Genomic DNA, 20224 nt, shown 5'->3' with positions numbered 1-20224 from the left:
TAGGTTAGAAGATCCGCCACTCCGGCCGCCGGGAAACTGATCGGCCTATTTCCGCGCGACGCTCATCATCAGGACGCAATCATGTCTCGCCAGGACGCGAATGCCGCATTTGCCCTCTCCTCCTTTTTGCAGGGAGCCAATGCTACCTACATCGACGAACTCTATGCCCGCTTTGAGAAGGACCCCGCCTCGGTCGATCCCGAGTGGCAGGAGTTTTTCAAGAGCCTGAAGGACGCGCCTGCCGACGTGCAGAAGAATGCCCAGGGGCCGTCCTGGGAAAAGGCCAACTGGCCGCTGACGCCGAGTGACGATCTCACCTCCGCGCTCGACGGCAACTGGGCGCAGGTCGAGAAGGCGATGGGCGCCAAGATCGCGGCCAAGGCTGGTGCCGCCAAGTCCGACGGCGCCAAGGCGCAGAGCGCCGAGCCCGGCTCGCCGGACATTTTCCAGGCGACCCGCGATTCGGTCCGCGCGCTGATGCTGATCCGCGCATACCGCATGCGCGGCCACTTCCATGCCAATCTCGATCCGCTAGGCATCGAGGGCCAGAAGGACCACGAGGAACTCGATCCGCGTTCCTATGGCTTCAGCGATGCGGACTATGACCGCAAGATCTTCCTCGATCACGTGCTCGGCCTTGAATACGGCACGCTGCGCGAGATCGTCGCGATCTGCCAGCGCACCTATTGCCAGACGCTCGGCGTCGAATTCATGCACATCTCCAATCCCGCGCAGAAGTCGTGGATCCAGGAGCGCATCGAAGGGCCGGACAAGGAAATCAGCTTCACCCGCGAAGGCCGTCGCGCCATCCTGATGAAGCTGGTCGAGGCCGAAGGATTCGAGAAGTTCTGCGACGTCAAGTTCACCGGCACCAAGCGCTTCGGTCTCGACGGTGCTGAGTCGCTGATCCCGGCGCTCGAGCAGATCATCAAGCGCGGCGGCAATCTCGGCGTCCGCGACATCGTGGTTGGCATGCCGCACCGCGGCCGCCTCAACGTGCTGACCCAGGTGATGGGCAAGCCGCACCGCGCGCTGTTCCATGAATTCAAGGGCGGCTCAGCCAATCCCGACGAGGTCGAAGGCTCCGGCGACGTCAAGTACCACCTCGGTGCGTCGTCCGACCGCGAGTTCGACAACAACAAGATCCATCTGTCGCTGACTGCCAATCCATCGCATCTCGAGATCGTCGATCCCGTGGTGCTCGGCAAGGTGCGCGCCAAGCAGGACCAGAACGGCGATCCGCCGGACCAGCGCATTTCGGTGCTGCCGCTGCTGATGCATGGCGACGCGGCGTTCGCCGGCCAGGGCGTGGTTGCGGAATGCTTCGCGCTGTCCGACCTGAAGGGCTACCGCACCGGCGGTTCGATCCACTTCATCGTCAACAACCAGATCGGCTTCACCACCTATCCGCGCTACTCGCGCTCGTCGCCCTATCCGTCGGATGTGGCGAAGATGATCGATGCGCCGATCTTCCACGTCAACGGCGACGATCCGGAAGCGGTGGTGTTCGCCGCCAAGATCGCAATCGAATTCCGGCAGAAGTTCCACAAGCCTGTCGTCATCGACATGTTCTGCTATCGCCGCCACGGCCATAACGAAGGCGACGAGCCGGGCTTCACCCAGCCGGTGATGTACAAGAAGATCGGCGCGCATCCGTCGACGCTGGACATCTATTCCAAGCGGCTGGTCGCCGACGGCGTGATGACCGATGGCGAGATCGAGAAGGCCAAGGCCGACTGGCGCGCCCGTCTCGACGCCGAGCTGGAAGCCGGCTCCGGTTACAAGCCGAACAAGGCCGACTGGCTCGACGGCAAGTGGGCAGGCTTCAAGTCGGCCGACCAGGAAGAGGATCCGCGCCGCGGCGTGACCGGCGTTGAGCTTGATGTGCTGAAGGATATCGGCAGGAAGATCACCAAGGTTCCCGACGGCTTCCGCGCTCATCGCACCGTCCTGCGCTATCTCGACAACCGCGCCAAGACCATTGACAGTGGCGCGGGCATCGATTGGGCAACCGGCGAGGCGCTGGCGTTCTGCTCGTTGATGGAGGAGGGCCACCACGTCCGCCTGTCTGGCCAGGACTCCGAGCGCGGCACCTTCTCGCAGCGCCACTCGGTGCTGTTTGATCAGGAAGACGAAAGTCGCTACACGCCGTTCAACCATCTCGGACCGAAGCAGGGCCACTACGAAGTCATCAACTCGCTGCTGTCCGAAGTCGCGGTGCTCGGTTTCGAATACGGCTATTCGCTGACCGAGCCGACGGCGCTGACCATGTGGGAAGCGCAGTTCGGCGACTTCGCCAACGGCGCTCAGGTGGTGTTCGACCAGTTCATCTCCTCGGGCGAACGCAAGTGGCTGCGCATGTCCGGCCTGGTCTGCCTGCTGCCCCACGGCTACGAAGGCCAGGGTCCGGAGCATTCCTCCGCGCGCCTCGAGCGCTTCCTGCAGATGTGCGCCGAAGACAACATGCAGGTGGTCAACGTCACCACGCCGGCGAACTATTTCCACGTGCTGCGTCGCCAGCCGAAGCGCGAGATCCGCAAGCCGCTGATCGTGATGACGCCGAAGTCGCTGCTGCGCCACAAGCGTGCGGTTTCGACCCTCGACGAGCTCGGCCCCGGCTCGACCTTCCACCGCATCCTGTTCGACGATGCAGAGAAGCTGCCGGACGAGAAGATCAAGCTTCAGCCCGACGCCAAGATCCGTCGCGTCGTGCTGTGCTCCGGCAAGGTCTATTACGACCTCTACGAGGAGCGCGAGAAACGCGGCGTCGACGACATCTACCTGCTGCGCCTCGAGCAGCTCTATCCGGTGCCGCTGAAGGCGCTGGTGCAGGAACTGAGCCGTTTCAAGGGTGCGGAATTCGTCTGGTGTCAGGAAGAGCCGCGCAACATGGGCGCGTGGCACTTCATCGAGCCCTATCTCGAATGGGTGCTCAACCAGGTCAACGCCACCAACAAGCGTCCCCGTTACGCCGGGCGTGCGGCGTCTGCAGCCACCGCCACCGGCCTGATGTCCAAGCATCTCGCGCAGCTCAAGGCCTTCCTCGACGAGGCGCTGAGCTAACCATCCGCATTTCGGCGATGCCCCGCGTCAGCGGGGCATTCGCGCACCCGCATCACTCGATCGAATTCAGGCGTGGATGGCCGGACAAGCCCCGCCATGACGCAAGAGGAAAGATACAATGACTGAAATTCGTGTTCCCACGCTCGGCGAGTCCGTCACCGAAGCCACCATCGGCAAGTGGTTCAAGAAGGCCGGCGATTCCGTGGCCGTCGACGAGCCCTTGGTTGAACTCGAAACCGACAAGGTGACGATCGAAGTGCCGGCGCCCTCCGCCGGCATCCTCGGCGAGATCGTCGCCAAGGATGGCGAGACCGTCGCCGTCGGCGCGCTGCTCGGCCAGATCACTGATGGCGCCGCCGGCGCCAAGGCCGCTCCTGCTGCTGCGCCCGCAAAGGCCGCCGCTCCGGCCCCTGCCGCGGCTCCGGCTGCTGCCGCACCCGCGCCGGCCCAGAAGTCCGCGCCGGTCGATGCGCCGCTGGCCCCGTCGGTGCGCAAGATTTCTGCCGAGAGCGGCGTCGACGCAGCCACCGTGCCGGGCTCCGGCAAGGACGGGCGCGTCACCAAGGGCGACATGCTGGCCGCCATCGAGAAGGCGGCTTCCGCGCCGACCCCGGTCAACCAGCCCGCCGCTGCCGTGCAGGTCCGCGCGCCGTCGCCGGCCGATGACGCCGCCCGCGAAGAGCGCGTCAAGATGACCCGTCTGCGCCAGACTATCGCGCGCCGCCTCAAGGATGTGCAGAACACCGCCGCCATGCTCACGACCTTCAACGAGGTCGACATGAGCCACATCATGGCGCTGCGCAGCCAGTACAAGGACGTGTTCGAGAAGAAGCACGGCGCCAAGCTCGGCTTCATGGGCTTCTTCACCAAGGCCTGCGTGCAGGCGCTGAAGGACATTCCGGCGGCGAATGCCGAGATCGACGGCACCGACCTGATCTACAAGAACTACTATCACGTCGGCGTCGCCGTCGGCACCGACAAGGGCCTCGTGGTCCCCGTGGTGCGCGACTGCGACAGTAAGTCGATTTCGGATATCGAGAAGACCATCGCGGATTTCGGCAAACGCGCCCGCGACGGCCAGCTCAAGATCGACGAAATGCAGGGCGGCACCTTCACCATCACCAATGGCGGCATCTACGGTTCGCTGATGTCGACCCCGATCCTGAATGCGCCGCAGTCCGCCATCCTCGGCATGCACAAGATCCAGGAGCGTCCGGTCGCCATCGCCGGCAAGGTCGAGATTCGCCCGATGATGTATCTGGCGCTCAGCTACGATCATCGCGTGATCGACGGCAAGGAAGCCGTGACGTTCCTGGTCCGCGTCAAGGAAAGCCTGGAAGATCCCGCGCGTCTCGTTCTGGATCTCTGATCAAATCCATCGCGTCATGGCCGGGCTTGCCCCGGCCATCCACGCCTGCCTCCGTTTGCCGGCAAGATGTGGATGCCCGCCAACAGAACGGGCGTGACGGCGCCAATCGAAGCCGGAGCTGCTTGCATGAGTGCTGACCCCAACAGCGTCGTCATCATCACCGGCGGCAGTCGCGGCATCGGCCGCGCCGCTGCGTTGAAGGCCGCTGCCGCCGGCTTCAAGGTCGTCGTCGGCTATGCCAGCAACGAGGCGGCGGCGAATGAAGTCGTGGCGGCGATCGAAGCCGGCAATGGCAAGGCGATCGCCGTGAAATGCGACGTCGGCAGCGAGGCCGACATCCTGGCGCTGTTCAAGGCGGCCGACGCCTTCGGTCCGCTCGGCGCGCTGGTCAACAATGCCGGCATTGTCGGCCCCTCCATTCGCGTCGAGGACATGACCGCCGAGCGCATCGCGCGCATGCTGGCAGTCAACGTCACCGGCAGCTTTCTGTGCGCCCGCGAGGCAGTGAAGCGCTTGTCGACCAAGCATGGCGGCCAGGGCGGCGTCATCGTCAACCTGTCGTCGGTGGCGGCGAAGCTTGGCGCGGCAAACACCTATGTCGACTACGCGGCCTCGAAGGGCGCCATCGACACCTTTACCGTCGGCCTGTCCCAGGAGGTCGCCAACGAAGGCATTCGTGTCGTCGGCATCAGGCCCGGCCTGATCGACACCGAGATCCACGCGTCCGGCGGCGAGCCCGATCGCGCGCATCGCATGGCCGGCCTCGTGCCGATGAAACGCGTCGGCACCGCCGATGAAATCGCCAACGCCATCGTCTGGCTTCTGTCGGACGAGGCGTCCTACGTCACCTCATCCATTCTCGACGTGTCCGGCGGCCGCTAGGTCGTCGACACCCCATCTATCTGAAGACAGGATCTCACCATGGCCTCCTACGATCTCATCATCATCGGCACCGGTCCCGGCGGCTATGTCTGCGCGATCCGCGCGGCGCAGCTTGGCATGAAGGTCGCCGTCGTCGAGAAAAACGCCACCCTTGGCGGCACCTGCCTGAACATCGGCTGCATGCCGTCGAAGGCGCTGCTCCATGCCTCCGAAATGTTCGAGGAGGCCGGTCATGGCTTCGCCAAGATGGGCATCAAGGTGCCCGCGCCGACGATCGACCTGCCGCAGCCGATGACCTTCAAGCAGCAGGGCATCGACGGCAACGTCAAGGGCGTCGACTTCCTGATGAAGAAGAACAAGGTCGACGTGGTGATGGGCACCGGCAAGGTGCTCGGAACCGGCAAGGTCGAGGTCAAGGGCGCCGACGGCAAGACCCAGGTGCTGGAAACCAAGAATATCGTGATCGCCACCGGCTCCGACGTGACCCGGCTGAAGGGCATCGAGATCGACGAGAAGCGCATTGTCTCGTCCACTGGCGCCCTGTCGCTCGACAAGGTGCCGGAGAAGATGATCGTGGTCGGCGCCGGCGTGATCGGCCTCGAGCTCGGCTCTGTGTGGCGCCGCCTCGGCGCTGAAGTTACCGTGGTGGAATTCCTCGACCGCATCCTGCCCGGCATGGACGGCGAGGTCGCGAAGTCCTTCCAGCGCATCCTCGAGAAGCAGGGCTTTGTCTTCAAGCTCGGCGCCAAGGTCACCAGCATCGATTCGTCAGGCAAGCGGCTGAAGGCGCAGGTCGAGCCTGCCGCCGGCGGCGCGGCGGAGACCATCGAGGCCGATGTCGTCCTGGTGGCGGTCGGCCGCATTCCATACACTGAAGGCCTCGGGCTGAAGGAAGCCGGCGTGGTGCTCGATGAGCGCGGCCGGGTCAAGACCGACGCCCATTTCGCGACCAGCGTGAAGGGCATCTATGCCATCGGCGACGTCGTCGTCGGTCCGATGCTGGCGCACAAGGCCGAGGACGAAGGCGTCGCCTGCGCCGAGATCCTCGCCGGCCAGGCCGGTCATGTGAACTATGATGTCATCCCCGGCGTCGTCTACACCACGCCCGAAGTGGCTTCGGTCGGCAAGACTGAGGAAGAGCTGAAGCAGGCCGGCATCGCCTATACCGTCGGCAAGTTTCCGTTCACCGCCAACGGTCGCGCCAAGGTCAATCAGAGCACCGATGGCTTCGTGAAGATTCTCGCAGATGCGAAGACCGACCGCGTGCTCGGCGTGCACATCATTGGCCTCGAGGCCGGCGAGTTGATCCACGAGGCCTGCGTGCTGATGGAATTCGGCGGCTCCGCCGAGGATCTGGCGCGCACCTGCCACGCCCATCCGACCCGGTCCGAGGCGGTCAAGGAAGCCGCGCTTGCGGTGGGCAAACGCGCCATCCATATGTGAATGGCGTCCGGCGCAGCGCCGGGCGGGGGGACAACGCGCGATGATGCGTCGCCTGCTTCAACCGTTTCTGGTGCTGCTTGCGCTGATCTTCTTGATCGAGGCGTGGCTGTGGGATCATCTCGAGCCCATTGTCGCGCGCGTCGTGGCACTGATTCCGCTGCGCGCGTTCAAGGCGTGGCTGGCAGCGTGCGTCAACCGGCTGTCGCCGGCGCAGACGCTGGTGGTATTCGCGATCCCGTTGCTGCTGCTGTTTCCGCTGAAACTGGTCGAGGTCTGGCTGCTCACGCACCACTACTGGATCGCTGCCATCGCGCTGATTGTGGCGTCGAAGTTCATCGGTCTCGGTGTGCTGGCCTTCATCTTCGACGTGACGCGGTCGAAGCTGTTGCAACTGGTCTGGTTCCGCAGGCTGTATGAGTTGATCCTCGATATTCGCCGCCGCGCCGGCGAGCTGGTCGCGCCCGTCACGGCGCGGATCAAATCGATCATGACGATGGTTCGCTCCGGCTCGTCATCGCGCTGGCTGCGGATGATCCAGCGTATGCGCAGCCGCGCCCATGCCAGGTAGGTCGTAACGGGAGGTCGTCGTGGCTGAACTTGCCCGCGTGCGAACGTCGCTGCTTGATGTCGCCTATGAGCACAGCGGCCCGGAAGGCACCCTGCCGGTTCTCCTGCTGCACGGTTTTCCCTACGATGTCCGCGGCTATGACGATGCCGTGGCGCTGATCAACGCTGCCGGCTATCGCACGATCGTGCCCTATTTGCGCGGCTACGGCCCGACGCGATTCCTTTCCGCAGACACCATCCGTTCCGGCCAGCAGGCCGCGCTGGGCGAGGATTTGCTGGAATTGATGGATGCGCTGCGGATCGAAAGAGCGGTCGTGTCCGGCTATGACTGGGGCGGCCGCGCCGCTTGCGTGGTGTCGGCGCTGTGGCCGGAGCGGGTCCACGGTCTCGTCAGTTGCACCGCCTACAACGTTCAGGACATCCCGAATTCCGCGCGGCCGGCCGACCCCGAGCAGGAAGCGCGCATGTGGTATGTCTGGTACTTCAACACCGAGCGCGGCCGCAATGGCTTGACGCAGAACCGTGCGGCGGTGGCGAAGCTGCTGTGGAAGATGTGGTCGCCGTCATGGGCGTTCGACGACGCCACTTTTGCCCGCTCGGCATCGGCCTTCGACAACGACGATTTCGTCGATGTCGTGATCCACTCCTACCAACATCGCACGGGCAGTGTGGCTGGCGATCCGCGCTATCTACTGTCGGAAACCCGTCTCGCCGCACAACCGGCCATCGATGTCCCGACCATCGCGCTGCACGGCGCCGATGACAATGTGATGCCGGTGCATGGTTCGGATAATCACGGCCGGCATTTTACGTCGGACTATGAGCGTCGTGTCCTGCCCGGTGTCGGCCACAACGTGCCGCAGGAAGATCCGCGTGCATTTGCGGATGCTGTGATCGAGATGTGCAGGAAGCAGGCGTAGTTGTGTTTCCCGGGCGCGCAGCAGCACGAAGTGCTGCTGCTCAGAACCGGGATCGTTTCAAACGCCGGCGCCCGGAACGGCCCCGGCTCTGCGAAGCAACACTGCCGCGCGAAGCTTCGCTTCGCTAGGTTGCATCGCGCCCGGGGCAAGCGAGTAGCTCACATCAGATGCACGGCGTGCGGCGCGAACAGGCCGATCAGGGTGAAGGCGATGCCGGCGATGGCGAGGAAGCCGGACACATAGGCCAATGCGATCATGCCGGTGATGATAGTGGCCGACGCCAGCACGATGCCGATCTGGAACGCCGCAGAGGCGACCTCGTAATGATGATAGCGGGCCATCGCCAAGTCGCGGGCGTGCTCGGCTTCCTTGGCGCGGGCGGCGAGCTGCTCCGAGCCTTCGCCGGTCTCCGGCTCCGAACGGTAGCGGTCCGCCGTCTTCTTCCAGTCCTCGATCTGCTTGGTCAGCGCGGCCTTGGCGGCATCGTCGCCCATCTGGCCGAGGCTCAAGCGGGCCTGGTCCGAGGTCGCCTGCACCACGGTGCGGCGGATGCTCTTGGCCTGGAAGAACGCCCACAGGTTGGACGCCTCGACGTTCTTGCTGATGGATTCGGTCTGCGCGCCCTTGCCGAGGGTTTCCGACAGCGCCAGGAACAGCGCGATCACCGCAATCAGCAACGCGATGTTCTTGTTCGATCCGGATGCATGCTCGGCGTGTTCGGCGTGCTCCATACTCTCGTGCGCGCTCATCGGGGACCCCTCTCCGGTTGATTGGAACACCGATTTGACCGAACCGGGCGCGCCGCGCAAGGGGCTGCCGGATGACGATTGGACGACACCCGAACGCCAGACGTGCTCACCCCCTCGGATGTGCGGTCCGGTACACTTCGAACAGCCGCTCGGTGTCGATGCCGGTATATATCTGTGTGGTCGATAGCGAGGCGTGGCCAAGGAGCTCCTGGATCGCGCGCAGGTCGCCGCCGCGGGTCAGCAGATGGGTTGCGAAGGAGTGCCGCAACGCGTGCGGCGTGGCGCTGTCGGGCAGCCCCAAGGCGCCGCGCAGCCGCTCCATGGTGAGCTGGATGATGCGCGGCGAGAGCGGGCCGCCACGGGCGCCGACGAACATTGGGCCTTCCGGCGCCAGCGGATGCGGGCACATTTTCGCGTAGTCGGCGATCAGCGCCAGCACGTTCTGCAGTACCGGTACCATGCGGGTCTTGTTGCCCTTGCCGTTGACGATCAGCACGTCGCCGGCGCCCGGCGCCGGCACCTCGCGGCGCTTCAGGCCGAGCGCTTCGGAAATGCGCAGGCCGGAGCCATATAAGAGAGCCATCACGGCGGCGTCGCGGGCCCAGATCCACGGTTCGCGATTCTCCCCGGCGCGTTCGTCGGCGTCGGTGAGCCGGCGGGCGGCGGCCATCTGGATCGGCTTCGGCAGGCTCTTGCCGATCTTCGGCGCGCGAATGCCGGAAAGGGCGCCGACGCTGCCCTGGCCTTCGCGTTCCAGGAAACGCCCGAACGAACGCATTCCGGCCAAAGCCCGCATCAGCGAACGACCGCCGATGTCGTCGGCCCTGCGCGAGGCCATGAAGGCACGGACATCGCTGGCTTCGAGCGCGGCGAAGCGTGACAGGGTGACGCGCGTGCCCCAATGTTCGGCGAGGAAGCCCAGGAATTGCCGGACATCGCGGGCATAGGCCTCCAGCGTCTTCGGCGACAGCCGCCGCTCGGCGCGCAGATGCGACAGCCAGCGCGTCATCTGCAGCGACGTGCTCTCGTCGGCGCAGGCCATTTCGATGGGGGCGGGCGAGATCGGCTTGGCAGAAATCGGCTTGGCCATGAGTTTGCCTTGCAAGGCGCGATGCGCGAACAGGGGCATATTAACACACAGACCGCGTTTCACTTTGGTGAACCGGTCGCGCTTCCTTACCTCGCCCCGCTTGCGGGGAGAGGTCGGAGTCCTGAGCGAAGCGAAGGACTCCGGGTGAGGGGGAGCCGGTGTTTTACTCGATAGTCCCCCTCACCCGTCTCGAACCCGCTCCGCGTGTTCGATCCACCCTCTCCCCGCCTAGCGAAGCTTCGCTAGGCGGGCGGGGAGAGGGAAAAGGCGCGGCTTCTATTTGCCCCCGCCAGTCCTTAAGTTAGCCCCACCTCCCGCAGAGCCCGATTCTTCCATGGACGATTCCGCGCCCAGTCTGTTCCCGTCTTTGGCGCCGCGCGTGGTCGACGTGCTGGTGCCGGTGGCGCTGAACCAGGCCTATTCCTATCGGGTGCCCCGGGGCGTCGACCTGCAGCCCGGCGATGTCGTTACCGTGCCGCTCGGCGCCCGCGACGTGGTCGGCGTGGTGTGGGCGGAAAACCCCAATCCCGATCCGCGGCTGCACAACCGGCTGAAGGATGTCGGCGAGAAACTCGACGTGCCGCGCTTTCGGCAGGAATTGCGCGACCTGGTCGACTGGGTCGCCAATTACACGCTCTCCGCACGGGGCATGGTGCTGCGGATGACGCTGCGCATGGGCGAACTCGGCCCCGAAAGGGTGAGGCTCGGCGTGCGGCTGGTGGGCGAGGCGCCAAAGCGCATGACCCCGGCGCGCCAGCGCCTGATCGAGATCCTGTCCGACGGGCTGCTGCACGCCAAGTCGGATCTGGTGAAGGAAGCCGGCTGCGGCAGCGGCGTCATCGACGGGCTGGTCGATGAGGGCACGCTGGTGGTCGAGGCGATGGCGCGACCATCGGCGCCGCCGGCACCGGATCCCCTGTTTTGCGAGCCGGATTTTTCGCCGGAACAGCGCGCCGCCGCCACCGCACTGCAGACGCTGGCCGCCAGCGGCGCGTTTCATGTGGCATTGCTCGACGGTGTCACCGGCTCCGGCAAGACCGAAGTCTATTTCGAGGCGGTGGCGGAGACCATCCGCCGTGGCGAGCAGGTGATGATCCTGATGCCGGAGATCGCGCTCACCGGTCAATTTCTCGATCGCTTTGCACTGCGCTTCGGTGTTCGCCCGCTGGAATGGCATTCCGAACTGACGCCGCGCACCCGGGCGCGAAACTTTGCGGCCATCGCCAGCGGCGAGGCCCATGTGGTGGTCGGCGCGCGCTCGGCGCTGTTCCTGCCCTATGCCAAACTCGGCCTGATCATCGTCGATGAGGAGCACGACCAAGCCTACAAGCAGAGCGAGGGCGCCCACTATCACGCCCGCGACATGGCGGTGGTGCGTGCCAACCTGGCCAAAATCCCGATCATTCTGGCCTCCGCGACGCCCTCCGTCGAAAGCGAGGTCAATGCGCGCAAGGGCCGCTACCAGCGCGTCGCGCTGCCGTCGCGGTTCGGCGGCCAGCACATGCCGCACATCGAGGCGATCGATCTGCGCAGTCAGGGGCCGATGCGCGGCCACTTCATCTCGCAGCAACTCGCCGAGCAGGTCGGCTTTGCCATTGAGCGCAAGGAACAGGCGCTGTTGTTCCTCAATCGCCGCGGCTACGCGCCGCTGACCCTGTGCCGCAGTTGCGGCCACCGCTTCTCCTGCAACATTTGCGATGCCTGGCTGGTCGATCACCGGTTTCGCCAGCGGCTGGTCTGCCATCACTGCGGCTTCTCGACGCCGCGTCCGCATCTCTGCCCGCATTGCGGCGTCGAGGAATCCCTGGCGGCGATCGGCCCCGGCGTCGAGCGGCTGCAGGAAGAGGCGTCAAAGCTGTTTCCCGAGGCGCGCACCATGGTGCTGTCGAGCGACCTCGTCACCTCGATCGATGCCATGCGCGCCGAGCTGACCGAGATCGCCGAGGGCCGCGTCGATATCATCATCGGCACCCAACTGGTGGCCAAGGGCCACAACTTTCCGCGGCTCAATCTGGTCGGGGTGATCGATGCCGATATCGGGCTCGGCAATGGCGATCCGCGCGCCGCCGAGCGCACCTTCCAGATGCTCAACCAGGTGATCGGCCGCGCCGGCCGCGAGCAGGGCAGGGGTGTCGGCTATCTGCAGACCCATCAGCCCGAACACCCGGTGATGAAGGCGCTGGTGGCCGCCGATCGCGAAGCCTTCTACGCCACCGAGATCGAGGCGCGCGAGCGCGCCGGCTATCCGCCGTTCGGCCGCTTGGCCAGCCTGATCATCTCGGCCGGCGATCGCCCGAGCGCGGAAGGTTTTGCGCGGAAACTCGTCAGCGTCGCGCCGATCGACGAACGGGTGCTGGTGCTGGGACCGGCGGAGGCGCCGCTGGCGGTGATCAAGGGCCGCTATCGATTCCGCATTCTGGTGAAGTCGCCGCGCAACGTCGATCTGTCCAGCTATCTGCGCCAGTGGCTCGCGGCCGGGCCGAAGACATCGGGCAATCTGAAGCTCGAAGTTGACGTCGATCCGCAGAGTTTTCTGTAATGACGGTTGTGCGTCGATCAACAAAGCCTGTCGTCATCGCTGACGGCAGGCTTTGTTACTCAACGCAACGCTTACTGAACCCGAAAGATCAGCCGGCTTGCTGTGATGTTGCTTACATGACCTCGGCGACGACGCGGCCGACGCCGCGGCTGGTCAGGCCGATGGCGCTGGCAGCGCCCTTGGAGAGGTCAAGCACGCGCCCACGGATGAACGGGCCGCGGTCGTTGATGGTGACGACGACGCTGCGGCCGCCATGGGTGACACGCAACTTGGTGCCGAACGGCAGCGAGCGATGAGCGGCGGTCATGGCGCCCTGGTTGAAGCGCTGGCCCGAGGCGGTGCGGCTGCCGGCTTCGTTGCCGTAATACGAGGCCATGCCGGCAAAGCTGCGGCCGGCACTGGCCAAAGCGCGGACCGGCGCCTGCACGGCGCTCTCGAACAGCGACGGGATCGACGCATTGGCGTCGAGCGGCGAAGCCTTGCTGACATGGTGGCCGTGGTGGCGGTGATGAACGTGATGGCGCTGGCCGTGATGGTGCCGGGATTTGGCCGAAGCTTCCGAAATGGACCCGCCCAGAACAAGGGTCGCGGCGAGCATGGCAAGTGCGGAGTGCGACCGGGGCAGCTTGCCCAATTTTGAAATTCCATATTGCAGCATATTAAATCGATCCTCAGACAGTATTATCGCAAATGCGACAAGTGGAACCCCCGTCCCGTTGATGGCTGCACCGTTGAAGGGTTAATGAGGCGTAATCTAGGCGGGCAATTCGTTCCATTACGAGCTGAAACATCTTTTGACCGATCGGCGGGACGTTGATACCTATCGATTGCTGAATTATTGTCGGTGATATTACTTTTTATTACTTTGCTTTACTGAAGAGCTAAGTCGTTCTGTGGAATCGCCGGACTTTGACAAGTAAATGTCATGTTGAGTGAACCTTGGCGCTGGCCGGGCGACAAAGGCGTCGCGCTGGCGGTGCTCGGTCGGCGATCCCGGTTTTCAGGTCGCGTGCCGGATCCCGGCATCCGGCAACGCGCTTCGGCTGCGTTGCAATCCGGAGCAGGGCGAAGCCCCAGGGGCCGCCCGCCCTCGGGAAACGATTCTTGCGCAAGGCTGCGACAAGGCATCGCCAATCGTCTTCGCCGCGTTGCACCCGCGCGCGCGCTATGTTAGCAAAGCCGCGATTTGGACGGGCCGGGGCACGACGCTGCGGCTCGAAAATCGAAGTCCCGCTTGAATTCCAAGGACTTGGATCGCTAGGCGCCGTATTCTGGCGATAGTTATTCCCTTGCGGATTTGACAGCCTGAAGAGCGCAGTAGTGGCAGCAGAAGATCCGTCAGTTTCGGGAGTGTCCGGTCGCTATGCGACGGCCTTGTTCGACCTCGCGCGCGATGAAAAGTCCGTCGATGCGGTGATGGCCGATCTCACCAAGTTCGAGGCCATGCTGGCCGACAGCGCCGACCTGACCCGGCTGGTGCGCAGCCCGGTCTTCGGCGCCGAAGTCCAGTCCCAGGCTTTGTCCGCCGTTCTCGACAAGGCCGGCATCGGCGGCATCAGCGCCAAGTTCCTCAAGCTTCTCACCGCCAATCGCCGGCTGTTCGCGGTCCGCGATGTGATCCGCGCCTTCCGTGCGCTGGTGGCCAAGTTCAAGGGCGAGGCCACGGCAGACGTTACCGTCGCCGAGCCGCTCAGTGACAAGAATCTCGACGCCCTCAAGACCGCGCTGAAATCAGTGACGGGCAAGGATGTCGCGCTCAACGTGAAGATCGATCCGGCCATCATCGGCGGGCTTGTCGTCAAGCTCGGCAGCCGCATGGTGGACTCTTCGCTCCGCACCAAACTCAACTCGATTAAGCACGCGATGAAAGAGGCAGGCTGATGGACATCCGCGCCGCGGAAATTTCCGCGATCCTCAAGGATCAGATCAAGAACTTCGGCCAGGAAGCTGAAGTTTCCGAAGTTGGACAGGTTCTGTCCGTCGGCGACGGCATTGCCCGCGTCTTCGGCCTCGACAACGTCCAGGCGGGCGAAATGGTCGAGTTCGAAAACGGCACCCGCGGCATGGCGCTGAATCTCGAAACCGACAACGTCGGCATCGTGATCTTCGGCGCTGACCGCGAGATCAAGGAAGGTCAGACCGTTAAGCGCACCCGCGCCATCGTGGACGCGCCGGTCGGCAAGGGTCTGCTCGGCCGCGTCGTCGATGCGCTCGGCAACCCCATCGACGGCAAGGGCCCGATCCAGGCCGACAAGCGCATGCGCGTCGACGTCAAGGCGCCGGGCATCATCCCGCGCAAGTCGGTCAACGAGCCGATGGCCACCGGCCTGAAGTCGGTCGACGCTTTGATCCCGGTCGGCCGCGGCCAGCGCGAGCTGATCATCGGTGACCGTCAGACCGGCAAGACCGCGATCGCCCTCGACACCATCCTGAACCAGAAGTCGCTGAACGTTGCCGGCGCTCCGGAAAGCCAGAAGCTGTATTGCGTCTACGTCGCGATCGGCCAGAAGCGCTCCACCGTCGCGCAGTTCGTGAAGGTGCTCGAGGAGCAGGGCGCGCTGGAATATTCCGTCGTCATCGCCGCCACCGCGTCCGATCCGGCCCCGATGCAGTACATCGCGCCGTTCACCGGCTGCACCATCGGCGAATTCTTCCGCGACAACGGCATGCACGCCGTCATCATCTATGACGATTTGTCGAAGCAGGCCGTCGCCTACCGCCAGATGTCGCTGTTGCTGCGCCGTCCGCCGGGCCGCGAAGCTTATCCCGGCGACGTGTTCTATCTTCACTCGCGCCTGCTCGAGCGCGCTGCGAAGCTCAACGATTCCCAGGGCAATGGTTCGCTGACGGCGCTGCCGATCATCGAAACCCAGGCCAACGACGTGTCGGCCTACATCCCGACCAACGTGATTTCGATCACCGACGGCCAGATTTTCCTGGAGACTGACCTGTTCTTCCAGGGCATCCGTCCGGCCGTGAACGTCGGTCTGTCCGTGTCGCGCGTCGGCTCCGCCGCGCAGACCAAGGCGATGAAGAAGGTCGCCGGCAAGATCAAGGGCGAGCTCGCGCAGTACCGCGAAATGGCGGCGTTCGCGCAGTTCGGCTCCGATCTCGACGCCTCGACCCAGCGCCTGCTGAATCGCGGCGCCCGCCTGACCGAACTCCTGAAGCAGCCGCAGTTCTCGCCGCTGAAGATGGAAGAGCAGGTCTGCGTGATCTGGGCCGGCACCAACGGCTACCTCGACAATCTGCCGATCGCCAAGGTGCGCGGCTTCGAAGACGGCCTGCTGTCGCTGCTGCGCGGCAAGAACGTCGACGTTCTCGAAGCGATCCGCGACAGCCGTGATCTCAAGGACGACGTCGCCGCCAAGCTCAAGGCCGTCGTCGAAGGCTTTGCGAAGACTTACGCTGCTTAAACTTGCCGAAATGGCCGGCCTTGTGCCGGCCATCCACGTTTGATGCGCGGCACGAGGCTGCGCGTCACGAACGAGAGGTTTGCGATCGGGCCGAGGGCTTGATCGCCGGGGTGGACTGAGAATGGCTTCACTTAAAGACATGCGCGTCCGCATCGCCTCCACCAAGGCGACGCAGAAGATTACCAAGGCCATGCAGATGGTGGCGGCGTCGAAGCTGCGCCGCGCGCAGATGGCTGCCGAAGCTGCGCGGCCTTACGCCGAGCGGATGGATGCGGTCATCGCCTCCATTGCCGGCGCGGCCGCCGGATCCGGCACCGGCCCGGCGCTGCTGGGCGGCACCGGTCGTGACCAGGTTCACCTGCTGCTGGTCTGCACCGGCGAGCGCGGCCTGTCCGGCGCGTTCAACTCCTCGATCGTACGCCTCGCGCGCGAACGCGCGCTGGCGCTGATGAATCAGGGCAAAGAGGTCAAGTTCTTCTGCGTCGGCCGCAAGGGCTACGAGCAGCCTGCGCCGTACCTTCGACAAGCAGATCGTCGAGCATCTCGAATTGCGTTCGGTGAAGCAGCTCGGCTTCGTCAATGCCGAGGACATCGCCAAGAAGGTTCTCGCCCGCTTCGACAATGGCGAGTTCGATGTCTGCACCCTGTTCTTCTCGCGTTTCAAGACGGTGATCGCGCAGATCCCGACCGCGCAGCAGATCATTCCGCTGGTGGTGCAGGCGCCGGCCGCGGCCAGCGATGCGCCGAAGCCGATCTACGAATACGAACCCGCCGAAGACGAGATCCTCACCGGCCTGTTGCCGCGCAATCTCGCGGTGCAGATCTTCCGCGCGTTGCTGGAGAACAATGCGTCGTTCTATGGCGCGCAGATGAGCTCGATGGATAACGCCACGCGCAACGCCGGCGACATGATCCGCAAGCAGACATTGATCTACAACCGCACCCGCCAGGCGATGATTACCAAGGAGCTGATCGAGATCATCTCCGGCGCCGAGGCGATCTAACAACAGCATTCCGGTCGCAAGGCCGTCGTTTCAAGTTTTGGACTTCAAGGAGAAGTTTTCATGGCTACCCCCGCCAACCAGACCGGACGCATCACCCAGGTCATCGGCGCCGTCGTCGACGTGCAGTTCGAAGGCGCGCTCCCCGCGATTCTCAGCGCCGTCACCACCATGAACGGCAAGAACAAGCTGGTGCTCGAAGTCGCCCAGCATCTCGGCGAATCCACGGTGCGCACCATTGCGATGGACACCACCGAGGGTCTGGTCCGCGGCCAGGAAGTCACCGACACCGGCAACCCGATCATGGTGCCGGTCGGCGTCGGCACCCTCGGCCGCATCATGAACGTGATCGGCGAGCCGATCGACGAAGGCGGTCCGATCGCTTCGGAAGGCATGCGCGCGATCCATCAGGAAGCGCCAATGTACACCGAGCAGTCCACCGAGGCTGAAATTCTCGTCACCGGCATCAAGGTCGTCGATCTCCTGGCGCCTTACGCCAAGGGCGGCAAGATCGGCCTGTTCGGCGGCGCCGGCGTCGGCAAGACCGTGCTGATCCAGGAACTGATCAACAACGTCGCGAAGGCGCACGGCGGCAACTCGGTGTTCGCCGGTGTCGGCGAGCGTACCCGCGAAGGCAACGATCTCTATCACGAGTTCATCGAGTCCAAGGTCAACGCCGATCCGCACAATCCCGATCCGTCGGTGAAGTCGAAGTGCGCGCTGGTGTTCGGCCAGATGAACGAGCCCCCGGGCGCCCGCATGCGCGTCGCGCTGTCGGGCCTGACCGTCGCGGAACATTTCCGCGACCAGGGCCAGGACGTGCTGTTCTTCATCGACAACATCTTCCGCTTCACCCAGGCGGGTTCGGAAGTGTCCGCTCTGCTCGGCCGCATCCCCTCGGCGGTGGGTTATCAGCCGACCCTGGCGACCGACATGGGCGCGCTGCAGGAACGCATCACCACCACGCATAAGGGTTCGATCACTTCGGTGCAGGCCATCTACGTGCCGGCCGACGACTTGACCGATCCGGCACCTGCAACCTCGTTCGCGCATTTGGACGCAACGACCGTGCTGAACCGCGCGATTTCGGAAAAGGGCATCTACCCCGCGGTGGATCCGCTCGACTCCACCTCGCGCATGCTTTCGCCGCTGATCGTCGGCGAGGAGCATTACCAGACCGCGCGCATGGTCCAGCAGGTGCTGCAGAAGTACAAGTCGCTGCAGGACATCATCGCCATTCTCGGCATGGACGAACTGTCGGAAGAGGACAAGCTCGCCGTCGCCCGCGCCCGCAAGATCGAGCGCTTCCTGTCGCAGCCGTTCTTCGTCGCTGAAATCTTCACCGGTTCGCCGGGCAAGTTCGTCGACCTCGCCGATACCATCAAGGGTTTCCGCGCAATCTGCGAAGGCAAGTACGACCACCTCCCGGAGGCCGCCTTCTACATGGTCGGCGCCATCGAAGAGGCCGTCGAAAAGGGCAAGAAGCTGGCTGCCGAAGCCGCTTAAGAGACCAACGGAAAGCAGCGAACGACCTCAGGCGTGTTCGCTGCTTCCTCTCTGATTGTTTGTTATTGCTGCACGCAGGTATCTCATGGCCACCTTCCACTTCGATCTTGTTTCGCCTGAAAAGCTTGCCTTCTCGGGTGAAGTCGATCAGGTCGACATCCCCGGCGCCGAAGGCGATTTCGGCGTGATGGCCGGTGCGGCGCCGATGGTTGCGGCGCTGCGTCCGGGCATCCTGACCATCACGTCGGGCGGCATCAAGCAGATGATCATCGTGCTCGGCGGCCTCGCCGAAGTGTCCGACAAGGGCCTCAACGTGCTGGCCGACGTCGCCACCTCCATGCAGGATCTCGATCGCGCCGCGCTGGCCGACCAGATCGCCGCCATGGAAGCCAAGCTGGCCGAGAAGGAAGGGTCGCAGCTCGACCGCGCCATCGAGCGCCTCGACCACTTCAAGACCATCCAGATGCACGTCAACTCGACGGCGATGCACTAAGCGCGGACTGTCGTCGCGCGGCTTGTCCGGGCGACCCAGTAATCACCGGCATCGCAGATAAAGCCGTGACGGCTCCGTCTACTGGATCACCCGGTCAAGGCGGGTGATGACAGCAGAGTTTGTGGCTCACAACACCCAGCTCACACAAATTTCGCAAATCGCTCCGCCACCGCGCGATACACCTCGCGACGGAACGGAACGACCAAGTCAGCGACGCCGTCGAGTTTCTCCCAACGCCATGAATCGAACTCGGCCGGCTGGCCGTTGCGTGTCGCCAGCGGGTCGACCTCGTCGTCGCGGCCGGTGAAGCGCAGCGCGAACCATTTCTGGCGCTGGCCGCGGAATTTTCCGAAGCGGTGCGTCGGATCGTCGAACGGGATGAAGTCGTAGGTCAGCCAGTCCGTCTCATCGAGATAATCGGCGTTGACCACGCCGGTCTCTTCCCACAACTCGCGCATCGCCGCGTCGCGTGGATTCTCGCCGGCGTCGATGCCGCCCTGGGGCATCTGCCATTCCAGCCCGGGCAGGATGATCTCGGGGCCATCGTCCTTGAAGCGCCGCCCGATCAGGACCAGACCATCCGCATTAAACAGCGCGACCCCGACATTGGGGCGATAGGGCTTCTCGGTCATGGCCTGATTATTTACCCGACAACCGGGAAAATTCCTTCACCACCCGTTCGTAAACCGGACGCTTGAACGGCACGATCAGCTCCGGCAGATTCTTCATCGGCTCCCATCGCCAGTTCACGAACTCGGCCTTGTGGCCGGCCGGCGGATGAGTGACGTTGATCTCGCTGTCATTGCCGGTGAAGCGCACGGCAAACCACTTCTGGCGCTGGCCGCGGTAGCGGCCTTTCCAGGCGCGGCCGGCGACAGTGCGCGGGATGTCGTAGATCAGCCAGTCCGGGACCTCGCCCAGTTTCTCCACCGAACGAACGCTGGTTTCCTCATAGAGCTCGCGCTTGGCGGCTTCCCAAGTGTCCTCCCCGGGATCGACGCCGCCCTGCGGCATCTGCCAGACGTGGGTTTCATCGACGTGCTCGATGCCGCCCGAGCGGCGGCCGATGAAAACAAGGCCTTCCGGGTTAAGCAGCATCATTCCAACGCAAGTTCGGTACGGTAGGTCTTCGTAGCGCGCCATTCCGTCAATGCCTCTCGCGTTGGTTCGAGCCGGATATATGAGG

The 20224-nt window shown here is 64.3% G+C and carries 16 protein-coding genes and 1 pseudogene; 12 read left to right on the top strand and 5 right to left on the bottom strand.

Annotated features, from left to right (window positions below):
* The first annotated feature begins 81 nt into the window (after positions 1-81).
* The 6 genes from ACUXVA_RS05225 (at position 82) to ACUXVA_RS05200 (ending at position 8244) form a co-directional block, all read left to right on the top strand.
* The gene (locus tag ACUXVA_RS05225) at positions 82-3063 is read left to right on the top strand and encodes a 2-oxoglutarate dehydrogenase E1 component (RefSeq protein ID WP_445491140.1); all 2982 of its coding nucleotides are present in this window, start codon (positions 82-84) and stop codon (positions 3061-3063) included.
* A gap of 118 nt (positions 3064-3181) precedes the next feature.
* The gene (gene odhB, locus ACUXVA_RS05220) at positions 3182-4432 is read left to right on the top strand and encodes a 2-oxoglutarate dehydrogenase complex dihydrolipoyllysine-residue succinyltransferase (protein WP_265081228.1); all 1251 of its coding nucleotides are present in this window, start codon (positions 3182-3184) and stop codon (positions 4430-4432) included.
* 126 nt (positions 4433-4558) lie between these two features.
* Positions 4559-5314 carry an SDR family oxidoreductase gene (locus ACUXVA_RS05215; RefSeq protein ID WP_265081229.1) on the top strand — a complete coding sequence of 252 codons (756 nt, stop codon included), beginning with the start codon at positions 4559-4561 and terminating at the stop codon, positions 5312-5314.
* 39 nt (positions 5315-5353) lie between these two features.
* Positions 5354-6757, top strand: coding sequence for a dihydrolipoyl dehydrogenase (gene lpdA, locus ACUXVA_RS05210; protein WP_445491137.1), 1404 nt, complete (start codon positions 5354-5356; stop codon positions 6755-6757).
* 40 nt (positions 6758-6797) lie between these two features.
* Positions 6798-7325, top strand: coding sequence for a hypothetical protein (locus ACUXVA_RS05205; protein ID WP_265081231.1), 528 nt, complete (start codon positions 6798-6800; stop codon positions 7323-7325).
* Between the two features lie 19 nt (positions 7326-7344).
* The gene (locus ACUXVA_RS05200) at positions 7345-8244 is read left to right on the top strand and encodes an alpha/beta fold hydrolase (RefSeq protein WP_265081232.1); all 900 of its coding nucleotides are present in this window, start codon (positions 7345-7347) and stop codon (positions 8242-8244) included.
* A gap of 158 nt (positions 8245-8402) precedes the next feature.
* Here the strand turns inward: ACUXVA_RS05200 and ACUXVA_RS05195 are convergent, their stop codons facing one another.
* The gene (locus tag ACUXVA_RS05195; protein WP_320109737.1) at positions 8403-8993 is read right to left on the bottom strand and encodes a DUF4337 domain-containing protein; all 591 of its coding nucleotides are present in this window, start codon (positions 8991-8993) and stop codon (positions 8403-8405) included.
* 106 nt (positions 8994-9099) lie between these two features.
* Entirely contained in the window at positions 9100-10083 is a 984-nt protein-coding gene (locus ACUXVA_RS05190) for a tyrosine recombinase XerC (protein WP_445491134.1), read from the bottom strand.
* Positions 10084-10417: 334 nt separating this feature from the next.
* On the opposite strand from ACUXVA_RS05190, the gene ACUXVA_RS05185 reads away from it, so the two are divergent.
* Positions 10418-12622, top strand: a complete 2205-nt coding sequence (locus ACUXVA_RS05185; protein WP_265081233.1) for a primosomal protein N' — start codon at positions 10418-10420, stop codon at positions 12620-12622.
* 112 nt (positions 12623-12734) lie between these two features.
* On the opposite strand, the gene ACUXVA_RS05180 is transcribed toward ACUXVA_RS05185, so the two are convergent.
* Positions 12735-13280 carry a septal ring lytic transglycosylase RlpA family protein gene (locus tag ACUXVA_RS05180; protein WP_265081234.1) on the bottom strand — a complete coding sequence of 182 codons (546 nt, stop codon included), beginning with the start codon at positions 13278-13280 and terminating at the stop codon, positions 12735-12737.
* A 662-nt stretch (positions 13281-13942) separates the two neighbouring features.
* Here ACUXVA_RS05180 and ACUXVA_RS05175 point away from each other — a divergent pair.
* The 5 genes and pseudogenes from ACUXVA_RS05175 to ACUXVA_RS05155 all read left to right on the top strand — a co-directional run bounded on the left by ACUXVA_RS05175 (position 13943) and on the right by ACUXVA_RS05155 (position 19038).
* Positions 13943-14503: a F0F1 ATP synthase subunit delta gene (locus ACUXVA_RS05175; protein WP_265081235.1), complete on the top strand. Its 561-nt coding sequence runs from the start codon at positions 13943-13945 to the stop codon at positions 14501-14503.
* Complete coding sequence (atpA, locus tag ACUXVA_RS05170; RefSeq protein WP_265081236.1) at positions 14503-16038, top strand: F0F1 ATP synthase subunit alpha; 1536 nt, start codon at positions 14503-14505, stop codon at positions 16036-16038. Before ACUXVA_RS05175 ends, atpA begins: the two co-directional genes overlap by 1 nt.
* Before the next feature lie 121 nt (positions 16039-16159).
* Positions 16160-17042: pseudogene (locus ACUXVA_RS05165) on the top strand (F0F1 ATP synthase subunit gamma).
* 60 nt (positions 17043-17102) lie between these two features.
* The gene (gene atpD, locus ACUXVA_RS05160) at positions 17103-18545 is read left to right on the top strand and encodes a F0F1 ATP synthase subunit beta (RefSeq protein ID WP_265081238.1); all 1443 of its coding nucleotides are present in this window, start codon (positions 17103-17105) and stop codon (positions 18543-18545) included.
* Positions 18546-18630: 85 nt separating this feature from the next.
* On the top strand, positions 18631-19038 hold the full coding sequence (locus ACUXVA_RS05155) for a F0F1 ATP synthase subunit epsilon (protein WP_265081239.1): 408 nt from the start codon (positions 18631-18633) through the stop codon (positions 19036-19038).
* 140 nt (positions 19039-19178) lie between these two features.
* Here ACUXVA_RS05155 and ACUXVA_RS05150 read toward each other — a convergent pair whose 3' ends face one another.
* Entirely contained in the window at positions 19179-19670 is a 492-nt protein-coding gene (locus ACUXVA_RS05150) for an RNA pyrophosphohydrolase (RefSeq protein WP_265081240.1), read from the bottom strand.
* 7 nt (positions 19671-19677) lie between these two features.
* A complete protein-coding gene (locus tag ACUXVA_RS05145) occupies positions 19678-20181 on the bottom strand; it encodes an RNA pyrophosphohydrolase (protein ID WP_265081241.1) in 504 nt (167 codons plus the stop codon).
* Between the last annotated feature and the right edge of the window lie 43 nt (positions 20182-20224).

The sequence above is a fragment of the Rhodopseudomonas sp. RCAM05734 genome, assembly GCF_052658035.1.
The sequence above is the reverse complement of the archived record's forward strand: the minus strand, read 5'-3'. Positions and strand labels throughout refer to the sequence as shown.

Coding starts and splice junctions, on each gene's coding strand:
- ACUXVA_RS05225 (WP_445491140.1), top strand. CDS start 82: ATGTCTCGCCAGGACGCGAATGCCGCATTTGCCCTCTCCTCCTTTTTG.
- odhB (WP_265081228.1), top strand. CDS start 3,182: ATGACTGAAATTCGTGTTCCCACGCTCGGCGAGTCCGTCACCGAAGCC.
- ACUXVA_RS05215 (WP_265081229.1), top strand. CDS start 4,559: ATGAGTGCTGACCCCAACAGCGTCGTCATCATCACCGGCGGCAGTCGC.
- lpdA (WP_445491137.1), top strand. CDS start 5,354: ATGGCCTCCTACGATCTCATCATCATCGGCACCGGTCCCGGCGGCTAT.
- ACUXVA_RS05205 (WP_265081231.1), top strand. CDS start 6,798: ATGATGCGTCGCCTGCTTCAACCGTTTCTGGTGCTGCTTGCGCTGATC.
- ACUXVA_RS05195 (WP_320109737.1), bottom strand. CDS start 8,993: ATGAGCGCGCACGAGAGTATGGAGCACGCCGAACACGCCGAGCATGCA.
- ACUXVA_RS05190 (WP_445491134.1), bottom strand. CDS start 10,083: ATGGCCAAGCCGATTTCTGCCAAGCCGATCTCGCCCGCCCCCATCGAA.
- ACUXVA_RS05185 (WP_265081233.1), top strand. CDS start 10,418: ATGGACGATTCCGCGCCCAGTCTGTTCCCGTCTTTGGCGCCGCGCGTG.
- ACUXVA_RS05180 (WP_265081234.1), bottom strand. CDS start 13,280: ATGCTGCAATATGGAATTTCAAAATTGGGCAAGCTGCCCCGGTCGCAC.
- atpA (WP_265081236.1), top strand. CDS start 14,503: ATGGACATCCGCGCCGCGGAAATTTCCGCGATCCTCAAGGATCAGATC.
- atpD (WP_265081238.1), top strand. CDS start 17,103: ATGGCTACCCCCGCCAACCAGACCGGACGCATCACCCAGGTCATCGGC.
- ACUXVA_RS05155 (WP_265081239.1), top strand. CDS start 18,631: ATGGCCACCTTCCACTTCGATCTTGTTTCGCCTGAAAAGCTTGCCTTC.
- ACUXVA_RS05150 (WP_265081240.1), bottom strand. CDS start 19,670: ATGACCGAGAAGCCCTATCGCCCCAATGTCGGGGTCGCGCTGTTTAAT.
- ACUXVA_RS05145 (WP_265081241.1), bottom strand. CDS start 20,181: ATGGCGCGCTACGAAGACCTACCGTACCGAACTTGCGTTGGAATGATG.